We start from the raw sequence: 20,141 nt of genomic DNA, 5'->3' as shown, positions 1-20,141 counted from the left end.
ATGACGGGCCGCACGGCCGCGATGACGATGGCGCAGGCGCTGAACGCCGCGCTGCGGGACGCGCTCCGCGAGGACGAGCGGGTCCTGGTGTTCGGTGAGGACGTCGGCCCGCTCGGCGGCGTCTTCCGCATCACCGACGGGCTGACCGCCGAGTTCGGCGAGGACCGGTGCTTCGACACCCCGCTCGCCGAGGCGGGCATCGTCGGGCTGGCCGTCGGCATGGCGATGGGCGGGTTCCGCCCGGTCGTGGAGATGCAGTTCGACGCGTTCGCCTACCCGGCGTTCGAGCAGATCGCCTCGCACGTGGCGAAGATGCGCAACCGCACCCGCGGCATGGTGCCGCTGCCGATGGTGGTCCGCATCCCGTTCGCGGGCGGCGTCGGCGGCGTCGAGCACCACTCCGACTCCAGCGAGGCCTACTACGCGCACACCCCCGGCCTGAAGGTGGTCACGCCCGCCACGCCGGACGACGCGTACTGGCTGCTGCGCGACGCCGTCGCCGACCCCGACCCGGTGGTCTTCATGGAGCCGAAGCGGCTGTACTGGTCCTCGGGCGAGGTCTCGCCCGAGGACCGGCGCCCCGCCGGCATCGGGCGGGCGGCGGTACGGCGCGCCGGGACCGACGCCACGCTCGTCGCGTACGGGCCCAGCGTCTCCGTGGCGCTCGAAGCGGCCGAGGCGGCGGCGCAGGAGGGCCGGTCGCTGGAGGTCGTGGACCTGCGGTCGATCGTCCCGTTCGACGACGAGACCGTCGTGGCGTCGGTCCGGAAGACGGGCCGGTGCGTGGTGGTCCAGGAGGCGCAGGGGTTCGCGGGCGTCGGCGCGGAGATCGCGGCGCGCGTCCAGGAGCGCTGCTTCCACTCGCTGGCGGCGCCGGTGCTGCGCGTCAGCGGGTTCGACATCCCGTACCCGCCGCCGAAGCTGGAGCGCTCGCACCTGCCGGACGCCGACCGGGTGCTCGACGCCGTCGACCGGCTCCAGTTCGACGACGAGCCCGACACCCGGTACCTGGCGGCGGCGGAGCCCGCGCCTGCGGACGCCGGGGTGCGTCCCCTCGCGGGCGGCGTCATGCGGGAGGCGTCGTGAAGACCGCCGTCGCTCCCCGGGTGTTCCGCCTGCCCGACCTCGGCGAGGGCCTGACGGAGGCCGAGGTGCTGGAATGGAAGGTCGCGGTCGGCGACACCGTCGAGGTCGACCAGGTCGTGGTGGAGGTGGAGACCGCCAAGGCCGCCGTCGAGGTCCCGGTCCCGTTCGCCGGGACGGTGCTGAAGCTGCACGCGGGGCCGGGCGCCGTCCTCGGCGTCGGCGAGCCGCTCATCGAGGTCGGGGAGGCCGGGGCCGGGTCCGGGTCCGAGGATCCCGCCGCGGCCCGGTACCGCGAGGAGGAGCAGGCGGGCTCGGGCAACGTGCTGATCGGCTACGGCACCGGCGGCGCCTCGGGCACGCGGCGGCGGCGCGGCAGGGCGCGCCCCGCCGACAAGGCCTCCGACACGGTCGCCGGGGACGCCGGCACGGCGGCGGCGCGGCCGCGGCTCGCGCCGCGCGTGATCTCGCCCCTCGTCCGCCGGATCGCCCGCGAGCACGGCGTGGACATCGCCGCCGTCACCCCGACCGGCCCGCGCGGCGTCATCCTGCGCCGCGACGTCGAGCAGGCCATCGCCGCCGCCGCGCCCGCAGAGCCGGCGACCGCGGCGGTCGCCGGTCCGGCGGGCGGCCTCGCGGACGAGCGCATCCCGCTGCGCGGCCTGCGCAGGGCGGTGGCCGACAAGCTCACCCGCAGCCGCGCCGAGATCCCCGACGCGACGACCTGGGTCGACGTCGACGCCACCGGCCTGCTCGACGTCCGGGACGCGCTGCGCCGCACCCGCCCGGACCTCGGCATCGGGCTGCTCGCGCTGCTCGCCCGCATCTGCGTGTCCGGGCTGCGCCGGTTCCCCGAGCTGAACTCCTCGGTCGACACCGGCCGCGGCGAGATCGTCCGGCACGGGCGGGTGAACCTCGGCTTCGCCGCCCAGACCGACCGGGGCCTGGTCGTCCCGGTCGTCCGGGACGCGCACCTGATGACGACCGGGGACCTCGCCGCGGAGCTGGCCCGGCTCACCGGCCTCGCCCGCGCCGGGAAGCTGCCGCCCGAGGCGCTGACCGGCGGCACGTTCACGCTCAACAACTACGGGGTGTTCGGCGTGGACGGCTCGACGCCCATCATCAACCATCCGGAGGCGGCGCTTCTCGGCGTCGGCCGCTTCGTCGACCGGCCCTGGGTGCACGACGGAGCCGTCGTGCCGCGCAAGGTCGCCCAGCTGTCCCTCACCTTCGACCACCGGGTCTGCGACGGCGGCACCGCCGGCGGATTCCTGCGCTACGTGGCCGACTGCGTGGAGGACCCGTCCGTCCTGATCGCGCACTCCTGAACCGGGCCCGCCCTGGACGGCGGGACCGTCACGGGGCGGCCGTGGTGGGGTCTTCCGGGCCCTGCCGCGCCGCCCCGCGGAGGTGGACCAGCACGGCCAGGACGCGGCGATGGTCCTCGTCGGACGCCGCCAGGCCGAGCTTGGCCATGATGGAGCCGACGTGGGTCTCGACGGTGCGGCCGGTGAGCCACAGCCGGCGCGCGATCCCGATGTTCGTCCTGCCTTCGGCCATCAGCGCCAGGACCTGCCGCTCCCGCTCGGTGAGCCGGGCCAGCGGGTCGTCGGGCGGGCGGCGGCCGATCAGCCGCGTGACGACCTCGGGGTCGAGCGCGGACCCGCCGGCGGCCACCCGGCGCAGCGCGTCGAGGAAGTCGTCGACGTCGAGCACGCGGTCCTTCAGCAGGTAGCCGAACCGCCCGCGGGTGACGAGCTCCACCGAGTGCCGGGTCTCGATGTGCTGCGAGAGCAGCACGATGCCGACGTCCGGGTGGGACTCGCGGATCCGCCGGGCGGCCCGCGCGCCGTCGTCGGTGCGGTCGGGCGGCATGCGCACGTCGATGACCGCCAGGTCGGGACGGGCGGCGGCGACGGCGGCGAGCAGGCCGGGGGCGTCGGCGGCCTTGCCGGCCACCTCGTGGCCGGCGTCGGCGAGCAGCCGCGCCAGCCCCTCGCGGAAGAGCGCCGAGTCCTCGCCGATCACGATGCGCACGGCAGCACCGCCTCCACGGACGTCCCGGAGCCGGGCCGGCTGGCCACGCTCAGCGCGCCGCCGGCCGCCGCGACCCGGTCCGCCAGACCGGCCAGCCCGGAGCCGGGTTCGATGGTCGCGCCGCCGAACCCGTCGTCGTGCACCTCTACTGTCAGGTGCCCGTCCGCCCGGGACACCCGCAACCGGATGCCGCCCGCCTCCGCGTGCTTCACCGCGTTCGCCACCGCCTCGCTCGCCACGTAGTAGGCGGTGGTGGCCACGTCCTCCGGCACGGGTTCGGGGCACACGTCGAGGACCACCGGGATCGGGACGCCGCGCACCAGCATGGCGAGCGCCGCCGGGAGCCCCTCCTCCAGGCTGGACGGGCGCAGCCCGTGGGCGATCTGGCGCAGCTCGGCGACGGCGGTGCCGAGCTCGTCCACCGCCTGGTCGAGCACGTTCGCGACGTCGCCGTCCGGCAGGTGCCGCTGAGCCAGGCGCAGCGCCATGCCGAGCGAGACGAGCCGCTGCTGCGCGCCGTCGTGCAGGTCCCGTTCGAGGCGCTGCCGTTCGGCGTACCCGGCGCGCAGCAGCCGCGCCCTGCTGTCCTCCACGTCGCGGAGCGCCCTGCGCAGGTCGAGGCGCAGCCGCACCACCTCGACGAGCAGCGCGGACGCGTCGGCCAGCTCCCGCAGCAGCTCCCGCGTCCCGGTCCGGCCCCGCATCAGGACGCCGATCGGCGTCCCGCCGAACCGGATCGCGACGGCCTGGCCGTGCGGCTCGAGCGGCGCGCCGCTCGCGGTGACCAGCTCGTCCGTCCCGGGGAGCCGGTAGCCGACCCGCAGATCGGGGTCGCGCAGCGCCGCCCGCAGCACCGCCTGCAGCTGCTCCGGCACCGCCTCCCCGGCGTGCATCCGGGTGCGCAGGCCGTCGATCGCGGCGAGCGCCGCCTGCCGGGCCGGGTAGAGGCGGCGGTCCACGCGGACCTGCAACCGGGCGCGCAGCGGGGACAGCACCAGCGCGCACACGGCCGTCGCGGTCGCCGCGGCCGCGGGCGAGGAGCGCCCGGCGGTCACGCCCGCCACGAACGCGGCGGCCGTGTAGAACCCGAGCAGCACCGTGGTGACCAGGCCGTAGGTCACCGCGGCGCTCAGCGCCCGGTCCACGTCGTAGAGGTCGTGGCGCAGGATCGCGATCGCCGTCGCCGTCGGGATCGCGACGAGCGTCGCGCCGAGCCCGGCCAGGGCGAGGTCCGGGCCGTCGAGCAGCAGGTAGCTCAGCCAGCACAGCAGGAGCGTCGCGGGCAGGAAAAGCGCGCCCAGCGCGAACCACTTCAGCTGGGCGCGGCGCACCGGGTCCCCAGCACGCCGGTACCGCGCGATCATCGCCGTCGCGGACGCGACGAGGAGCAGCAGCAGCGCGGGAAGGAGCGCGATCTCGACCGGGCCGAGCACCGTCCACAGCGGCGGCGGCACGGTGCCGAAGGCGTGCCGGACGCCGCCGAACGGCGCGGGGAAAGGAGCGGGATCCAGCCCGGCCAGCACGATGAACAGCGCCGGCACCGCCGGCACGGCGACCGCGACGGCCCGCCAGCGGCGCCCGGGCGGCGGCCGCCCGTCCGGGAACAGCAGCATGAGCAGCGCCGCCGGGACGTAGTTGAGCATCCAGAGCCCCTGGCTCACCGTGACCATGACCGCCCGGCCGGGCAGCCCGGGCCGGTGCCCGGCCAGGTCCAGGTAGACGTCGGTGAAGACGATCCAGATCGCGGCCAGCCCCACGGACGCGAGCAGCGCGCCGGTCCGGTCGGCCGGGCGCTTCGCCGCGACCAGCACGCCGAGCACCACCGACGCGGACGCGAGCACGCACGCGACGCCGAAGTAGACGGCCTGCCCTCCGTCACCGTCCAGGACGACCAGCCATGCCCCGGTCCCGACGAGCGCCACCGCGAGCACGGCCATGCCGTAGGCGGTGAGCCGGGGCCGTGTCATGGCCATACCGTAAGCGCCGCGCCACGGCGGCGATATACGTGCCAGCACGGAGAATCCGCCCGTGCCGGCACGCGGTGGGGTCCCGTGCCCGCCCCGATGCCTCCGCCGCCCGGCCCGGCCAACACTGCTGCCATCGTCCGATTCAGGAGGAGGGCACCATGCCGCATTCCCGCTTCTTCGTCACCGGCCTGGCACTGGCCGGGCTTCTCGGCCTCGGCGACCTGGCGACCTGGCTGTTCGGCGTCGGCGGCGACGGCCAGCCGCCGGCCGCCGCGGCCGCCGTCATCACCGCGCTCGGCGCCGTCACGCTGGTCGGCGCCGTCCTCGCGTGGCGCGGCCGCCGCGGCGGCCTGATCGCGGTGCTGGTCACCCGGATCCTGTCCGCCCTCGCGACGGTGCCCGCCTTCGGCGACGACGGCGTCTCCACCGCGAACCTCGTGCTGCTCGCCGCCGGCCTCGTCCTCACGGCCGCCGCGATCGTCCTGCTCTGGCCGTCCCTGCGCCGCCCGGCGGCGACGACGCCGTGACCACCGGCACCCGCGGAAGCGGCCCCGGCGGACTCCCCTCCGCCGGGGCCTCCGTATCTCACGCGGCGGGGGCGCCGGTCAGCCGTGGCGGTCGGGCCGGTACGGGGCGAGCTCCTCGGCGGGACGGCCGTGGACCTCACGCCCGACCAGTTCGGCGAGGTACGGGGCGAGCGTTATGCCGCTGTGCGTGACGACGGTGTAGAGACCGGGAAGCTGCGGGCCGACGAGCGGGTACCCGTCCACGGGCAGCGGCCGCACGCACCGCCGCACGCCGGCGATGTCCGCGCTCAGGCCGGGGATCAGCGTCCGGGCGCGGGCGAGGAGGCCGGCGCCGGCGGCCTCGACCCGGTCCGCCGGGACCGCGTCGTCGATGCCGGCGTCGATGTCGTCGGCCTCCAGCACGAGCCCCCCGTTCTCCGCCGGGCGGGCCGACAGCTCGGGAGCGTGCATGAGCCCGTTGAGGACGCCGGGCACCGGGGTCGTGGTGGCGACCAGGCACGGCGCCGCCGAACCGGGCTCGGACGGGTCGACCAGCGGCAGGACGATCCCGGCGGTGGCCAGCAGCGCGGGCGCGTGCCGCCCGGCGGCGCAGATCGTGAGGTCGGCGTCCAGGTCGCGGCCGTCGTCGAGGCGCGCCCCGGTGACGCGGCCGCCGTCGACGTTGAGGCCGACCGCGCGGCGCCCGGTGACGACGCGGGCGCCCGACTCCTGCGCCCGGCGGGCGAGCGCCTGTGCTGCCAGGCCGCCGTGCACGAACCCCTCGTCGGGGAAGTGCGCGATGAGCGCGCCGTCCGGGACGCGGACGGCCGGTTCCAGTTCGCGCAACCGGTCGCCGCCGATCAGGCGGGCGGTGTAGCCGAGGCGGGCCAGGCCGTCGACCCGCGCGGCCAGCTCCGCCTTGCCGTCCCCGTCCGCCGTCCACGCGATGTTGCCGACCGGCCGGTACCAGGACGGGTCGCCGAGCCCGGCGGCCCAGTCGCCCCAGGTGCGCAGCGCGTCCGTGCGGAACCGGTGGTACGCCGGGTCGGCGGGGTCGTTGGCGTTGAACCACGCGTAGCTGGTCCCGGACGTCCCGGCGCCGGGCCGCAGTTCCTCGACGACCGTGACCGCGTCGCCCGGGCCGGCCCGCCCGCCGTCCGCCGGGCGGGCGAGGCGGTCGGCGAGCGCGGTCCCGACGATCCCCGCGCCGATGACGAGTATCCGCATCACCCCAGCCTGACACCCCGCCCGCCCGCCACCAAGGGCGCTCCGGAGCGGGCTAGGTCAGGGCCGGGGCCAGGCGCCGCCACTCCTCGCGGGGGAACGCGTTGCCGTCCGCCGTGAGGACCTGCACGCAGACGTGGTCGGCGCCGGCGGCGCGGTGCTCGTCCACCCGGCGCCGGATCGCCTCCTCGTCGCCCCAGGCGATCAGGGCGTCGAACAGCCGGTCGCTCACGGTGTCGACGTCCTCCTGCGTGAGCCCGAGCCGCAGCAGGTTGCCCGCGTAGTTCGGCAGGCCGAGGTAGGAGCGCAGCCAGTCGGCCCCGATGGTGCGCGCCTCGTCCCGCGTCGAGCAGAGGATCACCGTCTGCTCCGGAAGGACGAGCGGCCCCTCCCCGACGGCCTCGCGGGCGATCCGGGTGTGCTCCGGCGGGACGAGGTAGGGGTGGGCGCCGCGGGCCCGCTTCGCCGCCGTCTCCAGCATCCGGGGGCCGAGCGCGGCGAGCACCCGGCTGTCGCGGGGCACGGGCCGGTCGGCCGCGTCGAGGCCGTCGAGGAAGGCGGACATCGCCGCGAGCGGCCTGCGGTAGCGGCCGGGCTCCGCGGCGTCCACGAGCGGGGCGTGGCTCACCCCGATGCCCATCAGGAAGCGGTCGCCGTGCTCGGCGGACAGCGACGCGAACGACGCGGCGGCGTCCTCGGGCGCGTGCATCCACAGGTTCAGGATGCCGGTCGCGACGACCGCGCTGCGGGTCGCCGCGAGGAGGTTGCCGACCGCGTCGAACACCGGCCCTCCGATGTCGGGGACCCACATCGCGCGGTACCCGAGTTCCTCCAGTTCCGCGGCGGCCTCCGCCGCCTCGGCGGCGTCCCCGTAGCGCAGTTGCTGGCTCCACACACCGACACCGGACAGCTCCACGGCGCCTCCTTCCCGGTCGTGCCGCACGGCCGGGCGGGGGGCCGCCCGGCGTCCGGCCGGTCGTCCTTGGTCGTCCAGGAGAGCGTATCGGGGACGCGCCGGACGGTGACCGTCCCCCGCCGCGCGCACCCCGCCATGACGATGATCAGGCTGGGGGCGGCGTTTGACGTGGGCTTTCTCCGGCTAGTGCCCGGTGTAGGCACGGCAGCGGGAGGGGGCCCGGATGACGGCGGTCGAGGAGGTGGCCGACACCAGCGCCGAGGAGGCGCTGCGGCGGCACGGCCTCGGGAAGCGGATCGGCGACGTCCTGGCGACGACCGACCACAAGACGGTCGGCTACCTGTACCTGTCGACGTCGTTCACGCTGTTCCTGATCGCCGGGCTGATGGCCATGCTGATGCGGGCGGAGCTGCTGCGGCCGGGCCTGCAGGTGATGGACGAGCTGCAGTACAACGAGCTCTTCACGATGCACGGCACGATCATGCTGCTGCTGTTCGCGACGCCGCTGTTCCTCGGCTTCGCCAACGTCATCATGCCGCTGCAGATCGGCGCGCCGGACGTGGCGTTCCCGCGGCTGAACGCGCTGACCTACTACATGTTCCTGTTCGGCTCGGTCATCGTGCTGTTCGGCTTCATCATGCCGAACGGCGCCGCCGACTACGGCTGGTTCGCCTACTCGCCGCTGACCTCGTCGACCTTCTCCCCCGGCCTCGGCAAGGACATGTGGGTGATGGGGCTGATCCTGTCGGGCGTCGGGACGACGCTGACCGGCGTCAACCTGATCACCACGATCGTCACGATGCGGGCCCCCGGCATGCTGATGTTCCGGATGCCGATCTTCACGTGGAACGTGCTGCTGACCAGCCTGATGGTCATCATCGCGTTCCCGGTGCTCGCCGCCGCGCTGTTCGCGCTGGAGGCCGACCGCAAGCTCGGCGCGCACGTCTACGACGGCGCGAACGGCGGCGCACTGCTGTGGCAGCACCTGTTCTGGTTCTTCGGGCATCCGGAGGTCTACATCGTGGCGCTGCCGTTCTTCGGCATCGTCACCGAGATCATCCCGGTGTTCGCGCGCAAGCCCATCTTCGGGTACCTCGGCATGGTCGCCGCGACCATCAGCATCACCGGGCTGTCGATGACGGTCTGGGCGCACCACATGTTCGCCACCGGCCAGGTCCTGCTGCCGTTCTTCTCGATCACCTCGTTCATGATCGCGGTGCCGACCGGCATCAAGTTCTTCAACTGGGTCGGCACGATGTGGAAGGGCGAGATCTCGCTGGAGACGCCGATGCTGTGGGCGATCGGGTTCCTCGTGACGTTCCTGTTCGGCGGCCTCACCGGGGTGATCCTGGCGTCGCCCGCCATGGACTTCCACCTCACCGACTCGTTCTTCGTCGTCGCCCACATGCATTACGTGCTGTTCGGGACCGTGGTGTTCGCGATGTTCGGCGGGTTCTACTTCTGGTGGCCGAAGATGACCGGCAAGAAGCTGAACGAGACCTGGGGGAAGATCCATTTCTGGTCGCTGTTCGCCGGATTCCACACCACGTTCCTCGTCCAGCACTGGCTCGGGGCCGAGGGCATGCCGCGCCGCATCGCCGACTACTCGGACGAGTTCGCGACGCTGAACCTCGTCTCGTCGATCGGCGCCTTCGTCCTCGGCGCGTCCACGTTCGCGTTCCTGTGGAACATCTACCGGACGCACCGGCGCGGCGAGCCCGTCGGCGTGGACGACCCGTGGGGCTACGGCAATTCGCTGGAGTGGGCGACGTCGTGCCCGCCGCCCCGGCACAACTTCGTGGCGATGCCGCGGATCCGCTCGATGCGCCCGGCGTTCGACCTGCACTATCCGCCGCTGGAGCCGCCGGAGGAGGCGGAGATCGCCACGCCTCCGCCTCCCGGCCGCTCCTGACGGGTGCCCGTTGCCCGGCTCCGGCCGGTCAGGCCACCGGTTCGGTGGACGGCTCGGCGTGCGCGGCCTCCCGGGCGGCGGCGGCCGCGCGGCGGCCCGGGATCGTCATGGCGATCAGCGCGGCGAGGACCGCGACGCCGCAGCCGATCGCGAGGCCGGTGCGGAACCCGTTCTCCGAGGGCAGCGCGTGCCCGCCGAGGCTGACCGTCATCTGCGACAGCACGGCCCCGACGACGGCGGCGGACACCGACGTGCCGATGGAGCGCATCAGCGTGTTGAAGCTGTTGGCCGAGCCGGTCTCCGACTGCGGCACCGCGCTCATGATGAGGGCGGGCATCGCGCCGTAGGCGAGGCCGACGCCGCCGCCGCAGATCGCGGTGAAGAGCATCAGGCCCCAGGCGTGCCCCAGCAGGACCTGCGACGACCCGTACCCGGCCGCGACCACCAGCGCCCCGCAGATCAGCGTGACCTTGGGGCCGCGGGCGGCGGACAGCCGCGCGCCGAGCGGGGACACCGCCATCATCACCAGGCCGGAGGGCACCATCCACAGCCCGGCGGCCACCATCGACTGGCCGAGGCCGTACCCGGTCTGCTCGGGCAGTTGCAGGAGCTGCGGCGCGATCAGCGACTGGGCGTACATGGAGAAGCCGACCACGACCGACGCGGCGTTGGTGAGCAGCACCTGCGGCCGGGCGGTGACGCGCAGGTCGACGAGCGGGTCGCGGGTGCGCAGCTCCCACCAGCCCCAGGCGAGCAGGACGACGACGGCGGCGGCGAACAGGCCGATGGTGGTGCCGCTCGTCCAGCCCCAGTCGGCGCCCTTCGAGACGGCCAGCAGCAGGCAGACGAGGCCGGCGCCGAGCCCGACCGCGCCGGGGGCGTCGAAGCGGCCCTTGGCCTGCGCGGGCACGGCGGGCACCAGCAGCCAGATCAGCACGGCGACGAGCACGCTCAGCGCGGCCGCCCCCCAGAACAGCACGCGCCAGTTGGTGTTCTCGGCGACGACCGCGGCGATCGGCAGCCCGAAGGCGCCGCCGATGCCCATCGAGGAGCTCATCAGCGCGATGGACGAGCCGAGCCGCTCGGGCGGCAGCAGGTCGCGCAGCGCGCTGATGCCGAGCGGGATCATGCCCATGCCGAGGCCCTGCATCCCGCGGCCGATGATCATCGGCCAGAGCGAGCCCGACAGCGCGCAGACCACCGAGCCGGCGATCAGCGGCACCATGCAGGCCAGCATCAGCCGGCGCTTGCCGTACAGGTCGCCGAGCCGGCCGATCATCGGCATGGCGACCGCGGACGCCAGCAGCGTGCCGGTGATCACCCAGGTCGCGTTGGAGGCCGTGGTGTGCAGCAGCCTCGGCAGGTCGGCGATCAGCGGCACCACCAGCGTCTGCATGAACGCGGCGACGATGCCCGCGACGGCGAGCACCGCGACGATGCCGTTCGGGCGGACGGCGGGCCCGGAGTCGTCCACGTGGGTCTCCTCTTCAGGGAACGGGGTGCTCTTCGGGGAGCGAGGTCGGCTCTTCAGGGAGCGAGCCGTATGCACGATACATACGATGTGCTCGATACACAAAATGTGTATGGCGCATATCCGCTGTGATAAGCAGGACACCGCACCCGGACGGCCGATCCCGGGGGCACGGATCGGAGGCACCATGGACAAACCGACGGACCGGGTCGAGTACGAGACCATGCTGCTCGGGCGGCACAGCCTGGAGTTCGCGGGCGGCTCCGCCCGCGCGGCCGGGCACCTGGAGCGCAGCGCCTACATCCTGCTCAGCCGCATCCGGGTCGAGGGGCCGATGTCGATCCGCCAGCTGAGCGAGGCGTTCGGCCTGGACCAGTCCACCCTGAACCGGCAGACCTCCGCCATGCTGCGCTCCGGGCTGGCCGAGCGCATCCCCGATCCCGAGGGCGGCATCGCCCGCAAGTTCCGCATCACCGCCGAGGGCGAGCGCCGGCTCGAGGAGGAGCGCGGCCGGATCGTCGCGAGCCTGGACAAGATCATGGCCGGCTGGCCGGCGGAGGACGTGCGGACCTTCGCCGACTGCCTCAAGCGGTTCAACACCGACATCGAGCGGCTGAGCGGCCGCCCCTGGCCGCGCCCCTGAACACCCCCGCCGCCCCCGCGCAGGGCGAGAAAGGACAGCGCAGCCATGGACGTCCGTCTCGTGGACGGCCCCCCGTCCCTCATCTCCACGTTCTTCGACCTCGGCAGGTCCGGCTACACGGCGGCGGAGTTCTTCGCGTCCGGCGAGGCCGCCGCGTACGAGGCCGCCGGCGCGACCGGCGACGACGGCGCGTGGACCGTCCGCCCGGGCCGCCGCGCGCCCTTCACGACGCGGCTGGTGGTGTACCGGCCGGCCGATCCCGCGGCGTTCGGCGGGACGGTCGTCGTCGAATGGCTCAACGTCTCGTCCGGCGCGGACGCCCCGGCCTTCTGGCTGAACACGCACCGGCAGCTGATCCGGGACGGCGCGGCGTGGATCGGCGTCTCGGCGCAGCGGGACTCGATCGACGGCGAGTCGCTGTTCGCGCGGCTGACCGAGACGGAGGGCGACTTCTCCTCCATCACGCTTCCGCCGCTGAAGAAGACCGATCCGGAGCGGTACGCGTCCCTCGACCATCCGGGCAACGCGTTCTCGTTCGACATCTTCGCGCAGGTGGGACGGCTCGCCCGGGAGGAGGGCGGCGTCCTCGGCCCGCTCCGCGCGTCCCGTGTGCTCGCCGCGGGCCAGTCGCAGTCGGCCGCGTACCTCGTCACGTTCGTCAACGCGGTCGCGCCCGTCGCGGCGGCCTATGACGGCTACCTGATCCACGGCCGCCCGGGCGGCCCGGCGCTGCTGGACGGGGCGCGCTGGGAGTCGCGGGCGGGACGCGTCCGGATCCGCACCGACGGCGACGCCCCCGTCATCACGGTGCAGAGCGAGACGGACGTGGCGGGGCTGCTCCGGTCGGCGGGGTCACGGCAGCCGGACGGCGAGCGGTTCCGCCTGTGGGAGGTCGCGGGAGCCGCGCACGCCGACACCTACACGATCGACGCCGCGTTCCGCGACTCCGGGCGGCGCCGCCCGGACGAACTGGCGGCGATGCTGGCGCCGCGCTCCTCTCCGCTCGGCGCCGAGTTCCCGCTGCCGATCAACTCCGGCCCGCAGCAGCACTACGTCGCGCAGGCCGCGGTCGCCGCGCTGGACCGCTGGGTGCGCACGGGCGCTCCCCCGGCCTCCGCAGACCGTCTCGACCTGGAGCCGGGGGAACCGGTACGGCTGCGGCTCGACGGGCACGGCATCGCGGCCGGCGGGGTGCGGACGCCGTGGGTGGACGTCCCGGTCGCGGTGCTCTCCGGGCTCGGCCAGGAGGCGGCGCCGGGCGCCGCGCTGCTGTTCGGCTCGACGCGCCCGTTCGACGCGGCGACGCTGCGGCGGCTGTACCCGCGCGGCGCGGACGACTACGTGCCCGCGTTCCGGGCGGCGGCCGAGCGGGCCGTCGCGGCCGGGTTCCTGCTCGCCGCCGACCTGGACGAGATCGTCGGCGTCGCCGCCGCGTCCTTCCCGTCCTGACGGCGGCGCCGCCGGGCCCGGCCGCGCCGCCCGCTCACTCCATCATCTGGGCGGCCATGCGGGCGATGTCCTCGCGGTCGAGGTGGACGAAGTCGCCCGTCGCCTCGACCGTCACCCGGCCGCGCTGCAGGAGCCGCCCGACCGTCCGCACCCGCTTGCCGTCGCGGGCCTCGACCTCGCCCTCGAACACGCACGGCTCGCCGAGCAGGGTCGGCCTGCGGTAGACGATCTCCAGCCGGGCCGTCGGGCCCGCGACCCCGGCGACGAAGTTCGCCGCCGCGCACAGGATGTCGAACGCGCCCGCGAGGACCGCGCCGTGCACGCAGCCGGGCGGCCCCTCGTACGGGCGCGTGAACGTGCCGCGCAGCAGCGCCTTCGGCGGCTCGAACGCCACCTCCAGCGGGAGCGCCATCGGGTTGTGCCGGCCGATGACGAAGTCGTAGGCCATGCGCCCGGCGAGGTCGGCGCGGCCGTCGTCCGAGAGGTGCAGCATGGTCTTGGGCAGCGGCGGGTCGGGGACGTGCCGCTCCAGGGCGTCCGCGACGGACTCCAGCTCGCGCGCCGCCGCCAGCGTCGCGTCCGGGGGCGCCGTCGTCGCCGTGGCGACCGCGATGAGCCGCCGGATGGCGTCCGTCAGCGCCGCGGACTCCTCTTCGCGGCCCGCCAGCGCGGGATGCGGGGGTTCGGACGTGTTCGTCACATGCACCTCTACGGTCGTCGCTCACGCCGCCGGGCGGGCGGCCGGGCCGTGCCCGATCCCGGGCAGGGTCCTCCCGGCGGAGGCGCCGGGACGTTCTCAGGGCGAGGCGGGCTCAGGGCGAGGCGGGCTCCGCCTCCGCGTCCGGCCGCTCGAACATGCCCCGGCCGCGGAACAGCTTGACGACCAGGTCGCCCTGGCCGCGCAGCATGGTGACGTACTCCCGCTCCGCGGCCTGCGCGTCGGCCTTCTTCATCGCGCGGACGATCGCGGCGGTGCCGCGCTTCTCCGCGGCCGGCACCCCGGGCACCAGTTCGAAGACGTTGCCGGGCACGATGCCGGTCATCTGCTTCAGCATGTTGCGCAGCCGCGGCGACTGCGCCGCCTCCACGACCGAGCCGTGGAAGCGCGCCGTCAGCTCCTGCAGCGCCTCGGCGTCGCCCGCCGCGGCGATCTCCTTCTGCAGCGGCGCCAGCCGCTCGCCCAGTTCGGCGCCCTGCCGCTCCACCGCCCGCCGGGCCCCGAAGCCGTAGAACAGCCCGTACAGCTCGTAGTGGTCGCGGACGGACGGCTCGTCGAGCGCGTTCACGAACGCGCCGCGGTGGGCGAGGATCGTGATCCAGCCCTCCCGCTCCAGCGCGATCAGCGCCTCGCGGACGGGGATCCGCGACACCCCGAGCGCGCGGGCCACCGCGTCCTGCGGGACCCGCTGCCCCTGCCGCAGCACGCCGTCGAAGATCAGCCGGCGCAGGTAGAGCCGGACCTGCTCGCCGCTGGTCAGCCGGGACAGGTTCTGCCCCGGCAGCGCGTCGGCCCCGTCCGCCATGCCGGCGGCCCGCAGCTCGGGTTCCTGGCTCCGCGGGATCGCTCTCACCCCTAGGTCCGGTGGGCGGTCCGACACCGCCCGGCACGCAACGCAAAGCTAGCAGCGCGCACTCCCCGCGTCCGGCGGCCCGCGGGTCCGGCGCGTCCGCCGGGGCGGTGCGCCCCCGGGTCCGGCGCGCGAAGAATATATTGTAGCCGTTATCAGATCGCATGCCCGTGCCCGGCGGCCGGCGGGTCCTCCAGGAGCCGCTTGATGACCTTGCCGGTCTCGTTGTAGGGCAGCGCGTCGCGGAACTCCACGTGGGCGGGCACCTTGAAGGGCGCGAGGGCCGCGGCCACCCAGTCGCGTACCTCCCCCTCGGTGAGCGACGCGCCGTCGCGCGGCACCACGACCGCCTTGACCTCCTGGCCGAGGACGGTGTGCGGGACGCCGATGACGCAGGCGTCGGCGACTCCCGGATGCTCGACGAGCCGGTACTCGATCTCGATCGGGTAGACGTTCTCGCCGCCCCTGATGATGAGGTCGCGCATCCGGCTCTCCAGGTAGAGGACGCCGTCCTCGATCCGGCCGAAGTCGCTGGAGCGGTACCAGCGGTCCGGGGTGAGCGCCTCCGCCGTCGCCTTCTCGTCGCCCCAGTAGCCGAGGAACACCCCGGCACCGCTGATGTGGACGCGCCCGACCTCGCCCTCGGGCAGCGGGTTTCCGTCCTCGTCGCGGACCTGCACGCGGATGGTGGGGGCGGCGGCGCCGACCGAGGCGGGATGCCCGTCCATCTCCCGGCCGTTGAGGAACGTGCCGGTCCCGGTCGTCTCGGTCATCCCGTAGCCGTTGGTGATGCCGACGCCCGGCAGCTTCTCCTCGAACAGCCGCAGCAGCTCCGGCGCGAACGTGGCGCCGCCGCTGCCGATCGTGACGACCCGCGAGGTGTCGTACTCGGCGAACCGCGGATGGGTGAGCATCTGCCAGAAGTGGGTCGGGACGCCGGTCCACTGCGTCAGCCCGTGGTCGTGGGTCAGCTTCAGCGCGGCCTCCGCGTCCCAGCGCCCCGGCGGCGGCAGTACCAGCTTGAGCGCGAAGAGCGGCGCGTTCGCCAGCGCGAGGCAGGCGCCGGAGACGTGGAACAGCGGGTTGGCGAACACCGACGCGCGCTGCACGCCGTCCGGCACCTGCCGCCGCCCGGGCGGGCCGGTGAGCGCGGCGACGGCGCCGCCGAGCCCGCCGAACAGCCCGAAGTGCACGAAGTTGCGGTGCGACAGGGTGGCGCCCTTCGGGCGCCCGGTCGTCCCGCTGGTGAACATGATCGCCGCGGGGTCGTCCTCGTGGATCCCGGCGCGGGGCGGCGCGGCCGGCGGATCCTCCAGCGCAAGGGCGGCGTCGTGCAGCTCGTCCAGCGAGACGACCGGGACGCCCTCGGCGGCGGCGCGGGTCTCCGCCAGGCGCACGAGCGGCTTGCCCGCGCCGAACAGCACGGACGGCCCGGTCAGGCCGATGCCGTGGTCGAGCTCGCCCGGCGTCCACCAGCCGTTCAGCCCGACCATGATCGCGCCGAGCGACAGCGTCCCCCACCACAGCAGGATGTGCTCCAGGCCGTTCGGCGCCGCCACCGCCACCCGGTCGCCCTTCCCGATCCCGTAGCGGACGGACAGCACATGGGCGTAGGCGGCGGCGAGCCGGTGCGCCTCGGCGAAGGTCACGGCACGGTCCGGCGCGTCCGCGAACGCCAGGTAGGTCTGGTCGGGAGTGTTCAACGCGGCGCCCGCGAGCATGGCCGGGACGTGCGGGGCCCGCTGCGCGAACACCTCGGCCGGGACGCCGAGCACGTCCTCGACGCGGCACTCGAACATCGCGCCGGGCCCGCACAGCAGCTCGCGCATCCCGCCGTCGAGCAGCTCGTCGCCGTGCCACGCCAGGGTCAGGGGGGTGGGCATGGATCGCTCCCGTCGGGCCGCCGGGTCGGCTCACCCCTTGTATATAACATCAAGTCTACGAAAAGATGAGACGGCAGTCTCATTCGATCCGTCGGGCGCGAACCGCACACGCCGGGCCGGGCCGCCGGCCTCCCGCCACCGCTGGAGGAGCACGATGCACGAGTCGATCAACCTGGTCAGCGGCGAGTTCTGGGGCCGCGACCCGCACCCCGAACTGCGCTGGATCCGCGAGAACGAGCCGGTGTACCGGGACGAGAACGGCGGCGTCTGGGGGATCTCCAAGCACGCCGACGTCAAGGCGGTGTCCCGGAACCCCGAGGCGTTCTCCAGCGCGCACGGCATCCGGCCCGACAACGCCGCGATGCCGATGATGATCGACATGGACGACCCCGAGCACAAGATGCGCCGCAAGCTGGTCAGCGCCGGCTTCACCCCGCGCCGCGTCGCCGCCCAGGAGGACTACCTGCGGCGGATCTGCGACGAGATCCTCGACGGCGTCTGCGAGCAGGGCGAGTGCGACTTCGTGCACGACATCGCCGCCCAGCTGCCGCTGATCGTCATCGGCGACGCGCTCGGCTTCGCTCCCGAGGACCGGCAGACGCTGCTGGCCTGGTCCGACGACATGCTCCGCGCCCTGACCGGCGGCGACGACCTGGAGCTGATGGTCAAGGCCGGCGAGGCCTTCAACGGCTTCAACGAGTACGCCACCCGGGCCGTCGAGCGGTGCCGCGCCGAGCCCGGCGACGACCTGCTCAGCATCCTGGTGCACGCCGAGATCGACGGCGACCACCTCGACCACGACTCGCTGCTGCAGGAGTCGCTGCTCATCCTCATCGGCGGCGACGAGACCACCCGGCACGTCATCTCCGGCGGCATGTACCAGCTGTGCCTGCACCCCGACCAGCGGCAGAAGCTCATCGACGACCCCGGCAAGATCCCGACGGCGGTCGAGGAGATGCTGCGCTGGGTCTCCCCCATCAAGAACATGAACCGCACCGCGACCCGCGACGTCGAGCTCGGCGGCCGGACGATCCGCGAGGGCGACAAGGTGCTGCTGCTGTACCCGTCGGCGAACCGGGACGAGGACGTGTTCGACGACCCGTTCCGCTTCGACGTGGAGCGCACCCCCAACGACCACATCGCGTTCGGCAACGGCCCGCACTTCTGCCTCGGCAACAGCCTCGCCCGGCTGGAGCTGAAGGTGATGTTCGAGCGGCTCATGGCCCGGCTGCCCGACATCGAGCCGATCGAGGACGTCGAACCGGCCCACCGGTCCGCCAACTTCGTCTCCGGCTACGAGTCGTTCAAGGTCAGGTTCACGCCGTCCGCGCCGCTGGGGGCCTGACATGCCGGCCACCGGCGACCTGCCGGAACTGGGCTTCTACGGGCTGGCCGGGCACTCGTCCTCGCCCCGCGACCTGCTCGGCCAGGTGCGCGACGGCGAGCGGCTCGGCCTCGGCTCGGTGTTCCTGTCCGAGCGCTTCGCCACCAAGGACGCCGCGACCCTGTCGGGCGCGGCGGGCGCGGTGAGCGAGCGGCTCGGCATCGCCACCGCCGCCACCAACCACAACACCCGGCACCCGCTCGTCACCGCGACGTTCGCGGCGACGATGCACCGCCTCACCGGCGGGCGCTTCGCGCTCGGCCTCGGCCGCGGCTTCGACATGCTGTTCGACGTGATGGGCCTGCCGCGCGTCACGTCCGCGCAGCTCGAGGACTTCATCGGCATCATGCGCCGGCTGTGGCGCGGCGAGGCCGTCATCGACCACCACGGGCCGGCCGGCGACTTCCCGTACCTGAACCAGGACGCTTCGTTCGACGAGAACATCCCGATCCTGCTCACCGCGATGGGCGAGAAGACCCTGGAGTTCGCCGGCTCGGTCGCGGACGGCGTCGTCCTGCACACCTTCTTCACCGACGAGACGCTGAGCCGGTCGGTACAGGCGGTGCGGCGGGGCGCCGAGAAGGCCGGACGCGACCCGGCGGACGTCCGGGTCTGGTCGGTCCTCGCGACGGTCGGCGACCACCTCGACGAGGAGCAGCGGCTGCGCAAGCTCGTCGGCCGGTTCGCCACGTACCTGCAGGGCTACGGCGACCTGCTCGTCCGCGTGAACGGCTGGGACCCGGCGCCGCTCGCCCGGTTCCGCGCGGACGACCTCGTCAGCGGCTTCCCCGGCGCGTTCGACGCGATCGGCACCGTCGAACAGCTCGAGCACGTCGCGACGCTCATCCCGGACGAGTGGCTCGCCGCGTCGGCGACCGGCTCGGCCGCCGTGTGCGCGCGGCGCGTCCTCGACCAGTTCGACGCGGGCGCCGACGGGGTGATCCTGCACGGGGTCACGCCGTCCGAGGTCGAACCGGTCGTGGCGGCCTACCGGGACGTCAGGCCCGAGGGCTTCGCGAGCGGCGCGGAGCGCAACCCCGGACGGAGCTGACCCGGTGACCGTCATCGACGGCCCGTCCGGGCTCACCCCGGCCACTCTCAGCGAGATCTTCGAGGCACCCGTGACCGCCGTCGCCTGGGAGAAGGTCGGCTCCGGGCAGATCGGCGCGTGCTACCGCCTCCGGCTGGACGGCGCCGAAGGCGTGCCGCGCCGCCTCGTCGCGAAGCTGGCCGCCGAGGACGTGGCGTCCCGCGCGTTCCTCGCGCCCGCGTACCGCGCCGAGGTGTCCTTCTACCGGGACATCGCCCCGACCGTCGCGGTGCGGACGCCGCGCTGCCACTACAGCGCCCAGTCCGAGGACGGGACCGCGTTCGTCCTGCTGCTCGACGACCTGCACCCGGCGGCGCAGGGCGACCAGATCGCCGGATGCACGCCGGAGCAGGCCGCCGACGCCGTCACGAACCTCGCGGGCCTGCACGGCCCGCGCTGGTGCGACCCGACGCTGGCCGACCTGCCCTGGCTGAGCACGGTCGGTGAGGACGACGCGGCCACGCTCGGCGAGGTGTACGCGCCCGCCGTCGAGACGTTCGTGGACCGCTTCGCCGGGGAGCTCGACGACCGGGACGTCCGCACGCTCCGCGACACCGCCGGCGCCATCGCCGCGTGGATGACGGCGCGTCCCGGGCGCCTCGGCCTCGTCCACGGCGACTACCGGCTCGACAACCTCCTCTTCCCGCCCGCCCCGGAACGCGGCGCGACGGCGGTGGACTGGCAGACGCTCAGCCTCGGCCACCCCGTCCGCGACCTCGCGTTCTTCCTCGGCACCAGCCTGGACCCCGCCGACCGCGCCGCGCGCGAACGGTCGCTCGTCGCCACCTACCACGCGGCCCTGACCGGGTACGGCGTGGACGGCTACGACCTGGACGAGTGCTTCGAGGACTACCGGTTCGCCGCCCTCCAGGGCCCGCTGATCACCGTCCTGGGCTGCGCGTACGGGACGCGCACCGAACGCGGCGACCGCATGTTCCTGGCGATGACGACCCGTTCCTGCGCCGCCGTCCGCGACCTGGGCTCGCTCGGCCTGATCTGACGGCGGCG

17 protein-coding genes are annotated in these 20,141 nt (G+C 74.2%); 9 read left to right on the top strand and 8 right to left on the bottom strand.

Annotation, left to right across the window (positions count from 1 at the left end; all coding sequences use genetic code 11):
• Positions 1-1,086 carry an alpha-ketoacid dehydrogenase subunit beta gene (locus AB0C78_RS01225; protein ID WP_360740454.1) on the top strand — a complete coding sequence of 362 codons (1,086 nt, stop codon included), beginning with the start codon at positions 1-3 and terminating at the stop codon, positions 1,084-1,086.
• Positions 1,083-2,411, top strand: a complete 1,329-nt coding sequence (locus AB0C78_RS01220) for a dihydrolipoamide acetyltransferase family protein (RefSeq protein WP_360740405.1) — start codon at positions 1,083-1,085, stop codon at positions 2,409-2,411. Before AB0C78_RS01225 ends, AB0C78_RS01220 begins: the two co-directional genes overlap by 4 nt.
• Before the next feature lie 28 nt (positions 2,412-2,439).
• On the opposite strand, the gene AB0C78_RS01215 is transcribed toward AB0C78_RS01220, so the two are convergent.
• Positions 2,440-3,120, bottom strand: a complete 681-nt coding sequence (locus AB0C78_RS01215; RefSeq protein WP_360740403.1) for a response regulator transcription factor — start codon at positions 3,118-3,120, stop codon at positions 2,440-2,442.
• Positions 3,108-5,087, bottom strand: a complete 1,980-nt coding sequence (locus AB0C78_RS01210; RefSeq protein ID WP_360740401.1) for a histidine kinase — start codon at positions 5,085-5,087, stop codon at positions 3,108-3,110. The genes AB0C78_RS01215 and AB0C78_RS01210 overlap by 13 nt, the downstream gene beginning before the upstream one ends.
• Positions 5,088-5,245: 158 nt before the next feature.
• Here AB0C78_RS01210 and AB0C78_RS01205 point away from each other — a divergent pair, with 158 nt between their 5' ends.
• Positions 5,246-5,614, top strand: coding sequence for a hypothetical protein (locus AB0C78_RS01205; RefSeq protein ID WP_360740399.1), 369 nt, complete (start codon positions 5,246-5,248; stop codon positions 5,612-5,614).
• 78 nt (positions 5,615-5,692) lie between these two features.
• Here the strand turns inward: AB0C78_RS01205 and AB0C78_RS01200 are convergent, their stop codons facing one another.
• Positions 5,693-6,820 (bottom strand): FAD-binding oxidoreductase, encoded by a 1,128-nt coding sequence (locus AB0C78_RS01200; RefSeq protein WP_360740397.1) that lies wholly within the window; start codon positions 6,818-6,820, stop codon positions 5,693-5,695.
• 52 nt (positions 6,821-6,872) lie between these two features.
• Positions 6,873-7,733 (bottom strand): LLM class F420-dependent oxidoreductase, encoded by an 861-nt coding sequence (locus AB0C78_RS01195; protein ID WP_360740395.1) that lies wholly within the window; start codon positions 7,731-7,733, stop codon positions 6,873-6,875.
• Between the two features lie 223 nt (positions 7,734-7,956).
• Here AB0C78_RS01195 and ctaD point away from each other — a divergent pair, with 223 nt between their 5' ends.
• Positions 7,957-9,645, top strand: a complete 1,689-nt coding sequence (gene ctaD / locus AB0C78_RS01190) for a cytochrome c oxidase subunit I (RefSeq protein ID WP_360740393.1) — start codon at positions 7,957-7,959, stop codon at positions 9,643-9,645.
• A 28-nt stretch (positions 9,646-9,673) separates the two neighbouring features.
• Here the strand turns inward: ctaD and AB0C78_RS01185 are convergent, their stop codons facing one another.
• Positions 9,674-11,119, bottom strand: a complete 1,446-nt coding sequence (locus AB0C78_RS01185; RefSeq protein ID WP_360740391.1) for an MFS transporter — start codon at positions 11,117-11,119, stop codon at positions 9,674-9,676.
• A gap of 184 nt (positions 11,120-11,303) precedes the next feature.
• Here AB0C78_RS01185 and AB0C78_RS01180 point away from each other — a divergent pair, with 184 nt between their 5' ends.
• Both AB0C78_RS01180 and AB0C78_RS01175 read left to right on the top strand, forming a co-directional pair.
• The gene (locus AB0C78_RS01180) at positions 11,304-11,759 is read left to right on the top strand and encodes a MarR family winged helix-turn-helix transcriptional regulator (RefSeq protein WP_151543013.1); all 456 of its coding nucleotides are present in this window, start codon (positions 11,304-11,306) and stop codon (positions 11,757-11,759) included.
• A 45-nt stretch (positions 11,760-11,804) separates the two neighbouring features.
• Positions 11,805-13,208 (top strand): alpha/beta hydrolase domain-containing protein, encoded by a 1,404-nt coding sequence (locus AB0C78_RS01175; protein WP_360740389.1) that lies wholly within the window; start codon positions 11,805-11,807, stop codon positions 13,206-13,208.
• Between the two features lie 34 nt (positions 13,209-13,242).
• On the opposite strand, the gene AB0C78_RS01170 is transcribed toward AB0C78_RS01175, so the two are convergent.
• The 3 genes from AB0C78_RS01170 to AB0C78_RS01160 form a co-directional block, all read right to left on the bottom strand.
• On the bottom strand, positions 13,243-13,908 hold the full coding sequence (locus AB0C78_RS01170) for a hotdog domain-containing protein (RefSeq protein WP_360740387.1): 666 nt from the start codon (positions 13,906-13,908) through the stop codon (positions 13,243-13,245).
• 112 nt (positions 13,909-14,020) lie between these two features.
• The gene (locus AB0C78_RS01165) at positions 14,021-14,779 is read right to left on the bottom strand and encodes a GntR family transcriptional regulator (RefSeq protein ID WP_360740385.1); all 759 of its coding nucleotides are present in this window, start codon (positions 14,777-14,779) and stop codon (positions 14,021-14,023) included.
• Between the two features lie 152 nt (positions 14,780-14,931).
• Entirely contained in the window at positions 14,932-16,659 is a 1,728-nt protein-coding gene (locus AB0C78_RS01160; RefSeq protein ID WP_360740383.1) for a class I adenylate-forming enzyme family protein, read from the bottom strand.
• Between the two features lie 154 nt (positions 16,660-16,813).
• Between AB0C78_RS01160 and AB0C78_RS01155 the strand changes: the two genes are divergently transcribed.
• Genes AB0C78_RS01155 through AB0C78_RS01145 form a run of 3 tightly spaced genes read left to right on the top strand, consistent with a single transcriptional unit; the run spans position 16,814 to position 20,133 of the window.
• Positions 16,814-18,004 carry a cytochrome P450 gene (locus tag AB0C78_RS01155; RefSeq protein ID WP_360740381.1) on the top strand — a complete coding sequence of 397 codons (1,191 nt, stop codon included), beginning with the start codon at positions 16,814-16,816 and terminating at the stop codon, positions 18,002-18,004.
• 1 nt (position 18,005) lies between these two features.
• On the top strand, positions 18,006-19,094 hold the full coding sequence (locus AB0C78_RS01150; protein WP_360740379.1) for a TIGR03857 family LLM class F420-dependent oxidoreductase: 1,089 nt from the start codon (positions 18,006-18,008) through the stop codon (positions 19,092-19,094).
• A 4-nt stretch (positions 19,095-19,098) separates the two neighbouring features.
• On the top strand, positions 19,099-20,133 hold the full coding sequence (locus tag AB0C78_RS01145; RefSeq protein WP_360740377.1) for a phosphotransferase: 1,035 nt from the start codon (positions 19,099-19,101) through the stop codon (positions 20,131-20,133).
• The last annotated feature ends 8 nt before the right edge of the window (positions 20,134-20,141 follow it).

The organism is Actinomadura sp. NPDC048394, assembly GCF_040651755.1.
Lineage (GTDB): Bacteria > Actinomycetota > Actinomycetes > Streptosporangiales > Streptosporangiaceae > Spirillospora > Spirillospora montaniterrae.
Note: the sequence above shows the minus strand (reverse complement) of the source record. Positions and strands in the feature narration are given on the sequence as shown.

Bases quoted from the DNA above. Each gene is read 5' to 3' on its own strand.
- AB0C78_RS01225 (WP_360740454.1), top strand. From the start codon at position 1: ATGACGGGCCGCACGGCCGCGATGACGATGGCGCAGGCGCTGAACGCC.
- AB0C78_RS01210 (WP_360740401.1), bottom strand. From the start codon at position 5,087: ATGACACGGCCCCGGCTCACCGCCTACGGCATGGCCGTGCTCGCGGTG.
- AB0C78_RS01205 (WP_360740399.1), top strand. From the start codon at position 5,246: ATGCCGCATTCCCGCTTCTTCGTCACCGGCCTGGCACTGGCCGGGCTT.
- AB0C78_RS01200 (WP_360740397.1), bottom strand. From the start codon at position 6,820: ATGCGGATACTCGTCATCGGCGCGGGGATCGTCGGGACCGCGCTCGCC.
- ctaD (WP_360740393.1), top strand. From the start codon at position 7,957: ATGACGGCGGTCGAGGAGGTGGCCGACACCAGCGCCGAGGAGGCGCTG.
- AB0C78_RS01180 (WP_151543013.1), top strand. From the start codon at position 11,304: ATGGACAAACCGACGGACCGGGTCGAGTACGAGACCATGCTGCTCGGG.
- AB0C78_RS01175 (WP_360740389.1), top strand. From the start codon at position 11,805: ATGGACGTCCGTCTCGTGGACGGCCCCCCGTCCCTCATCTCCACGTTC.
- AB0C78_RS01160 (WP_360740383.1), bottom strand. From the start codon at position 16,659: ATGCCCACCCCCCTGACCCTGGCGTGGCACGGCGACGAGCTGCTCGAC.
- AB0C78_RS01155 (WP_360740381.1), top strand. From the start codon at position 16,814: ATGCACGAGTCGATCAACCTGGTCAGCGGCGAGTTCTGGGGCCGCGAC.
- AB0C78_RS01150 (WP_360740379.1), top strand. From the start codon at position 18,006: ATGCCGGCCACCGGCGACCTGCCGGAACTGGGCTTCTACGGGCTGGCC.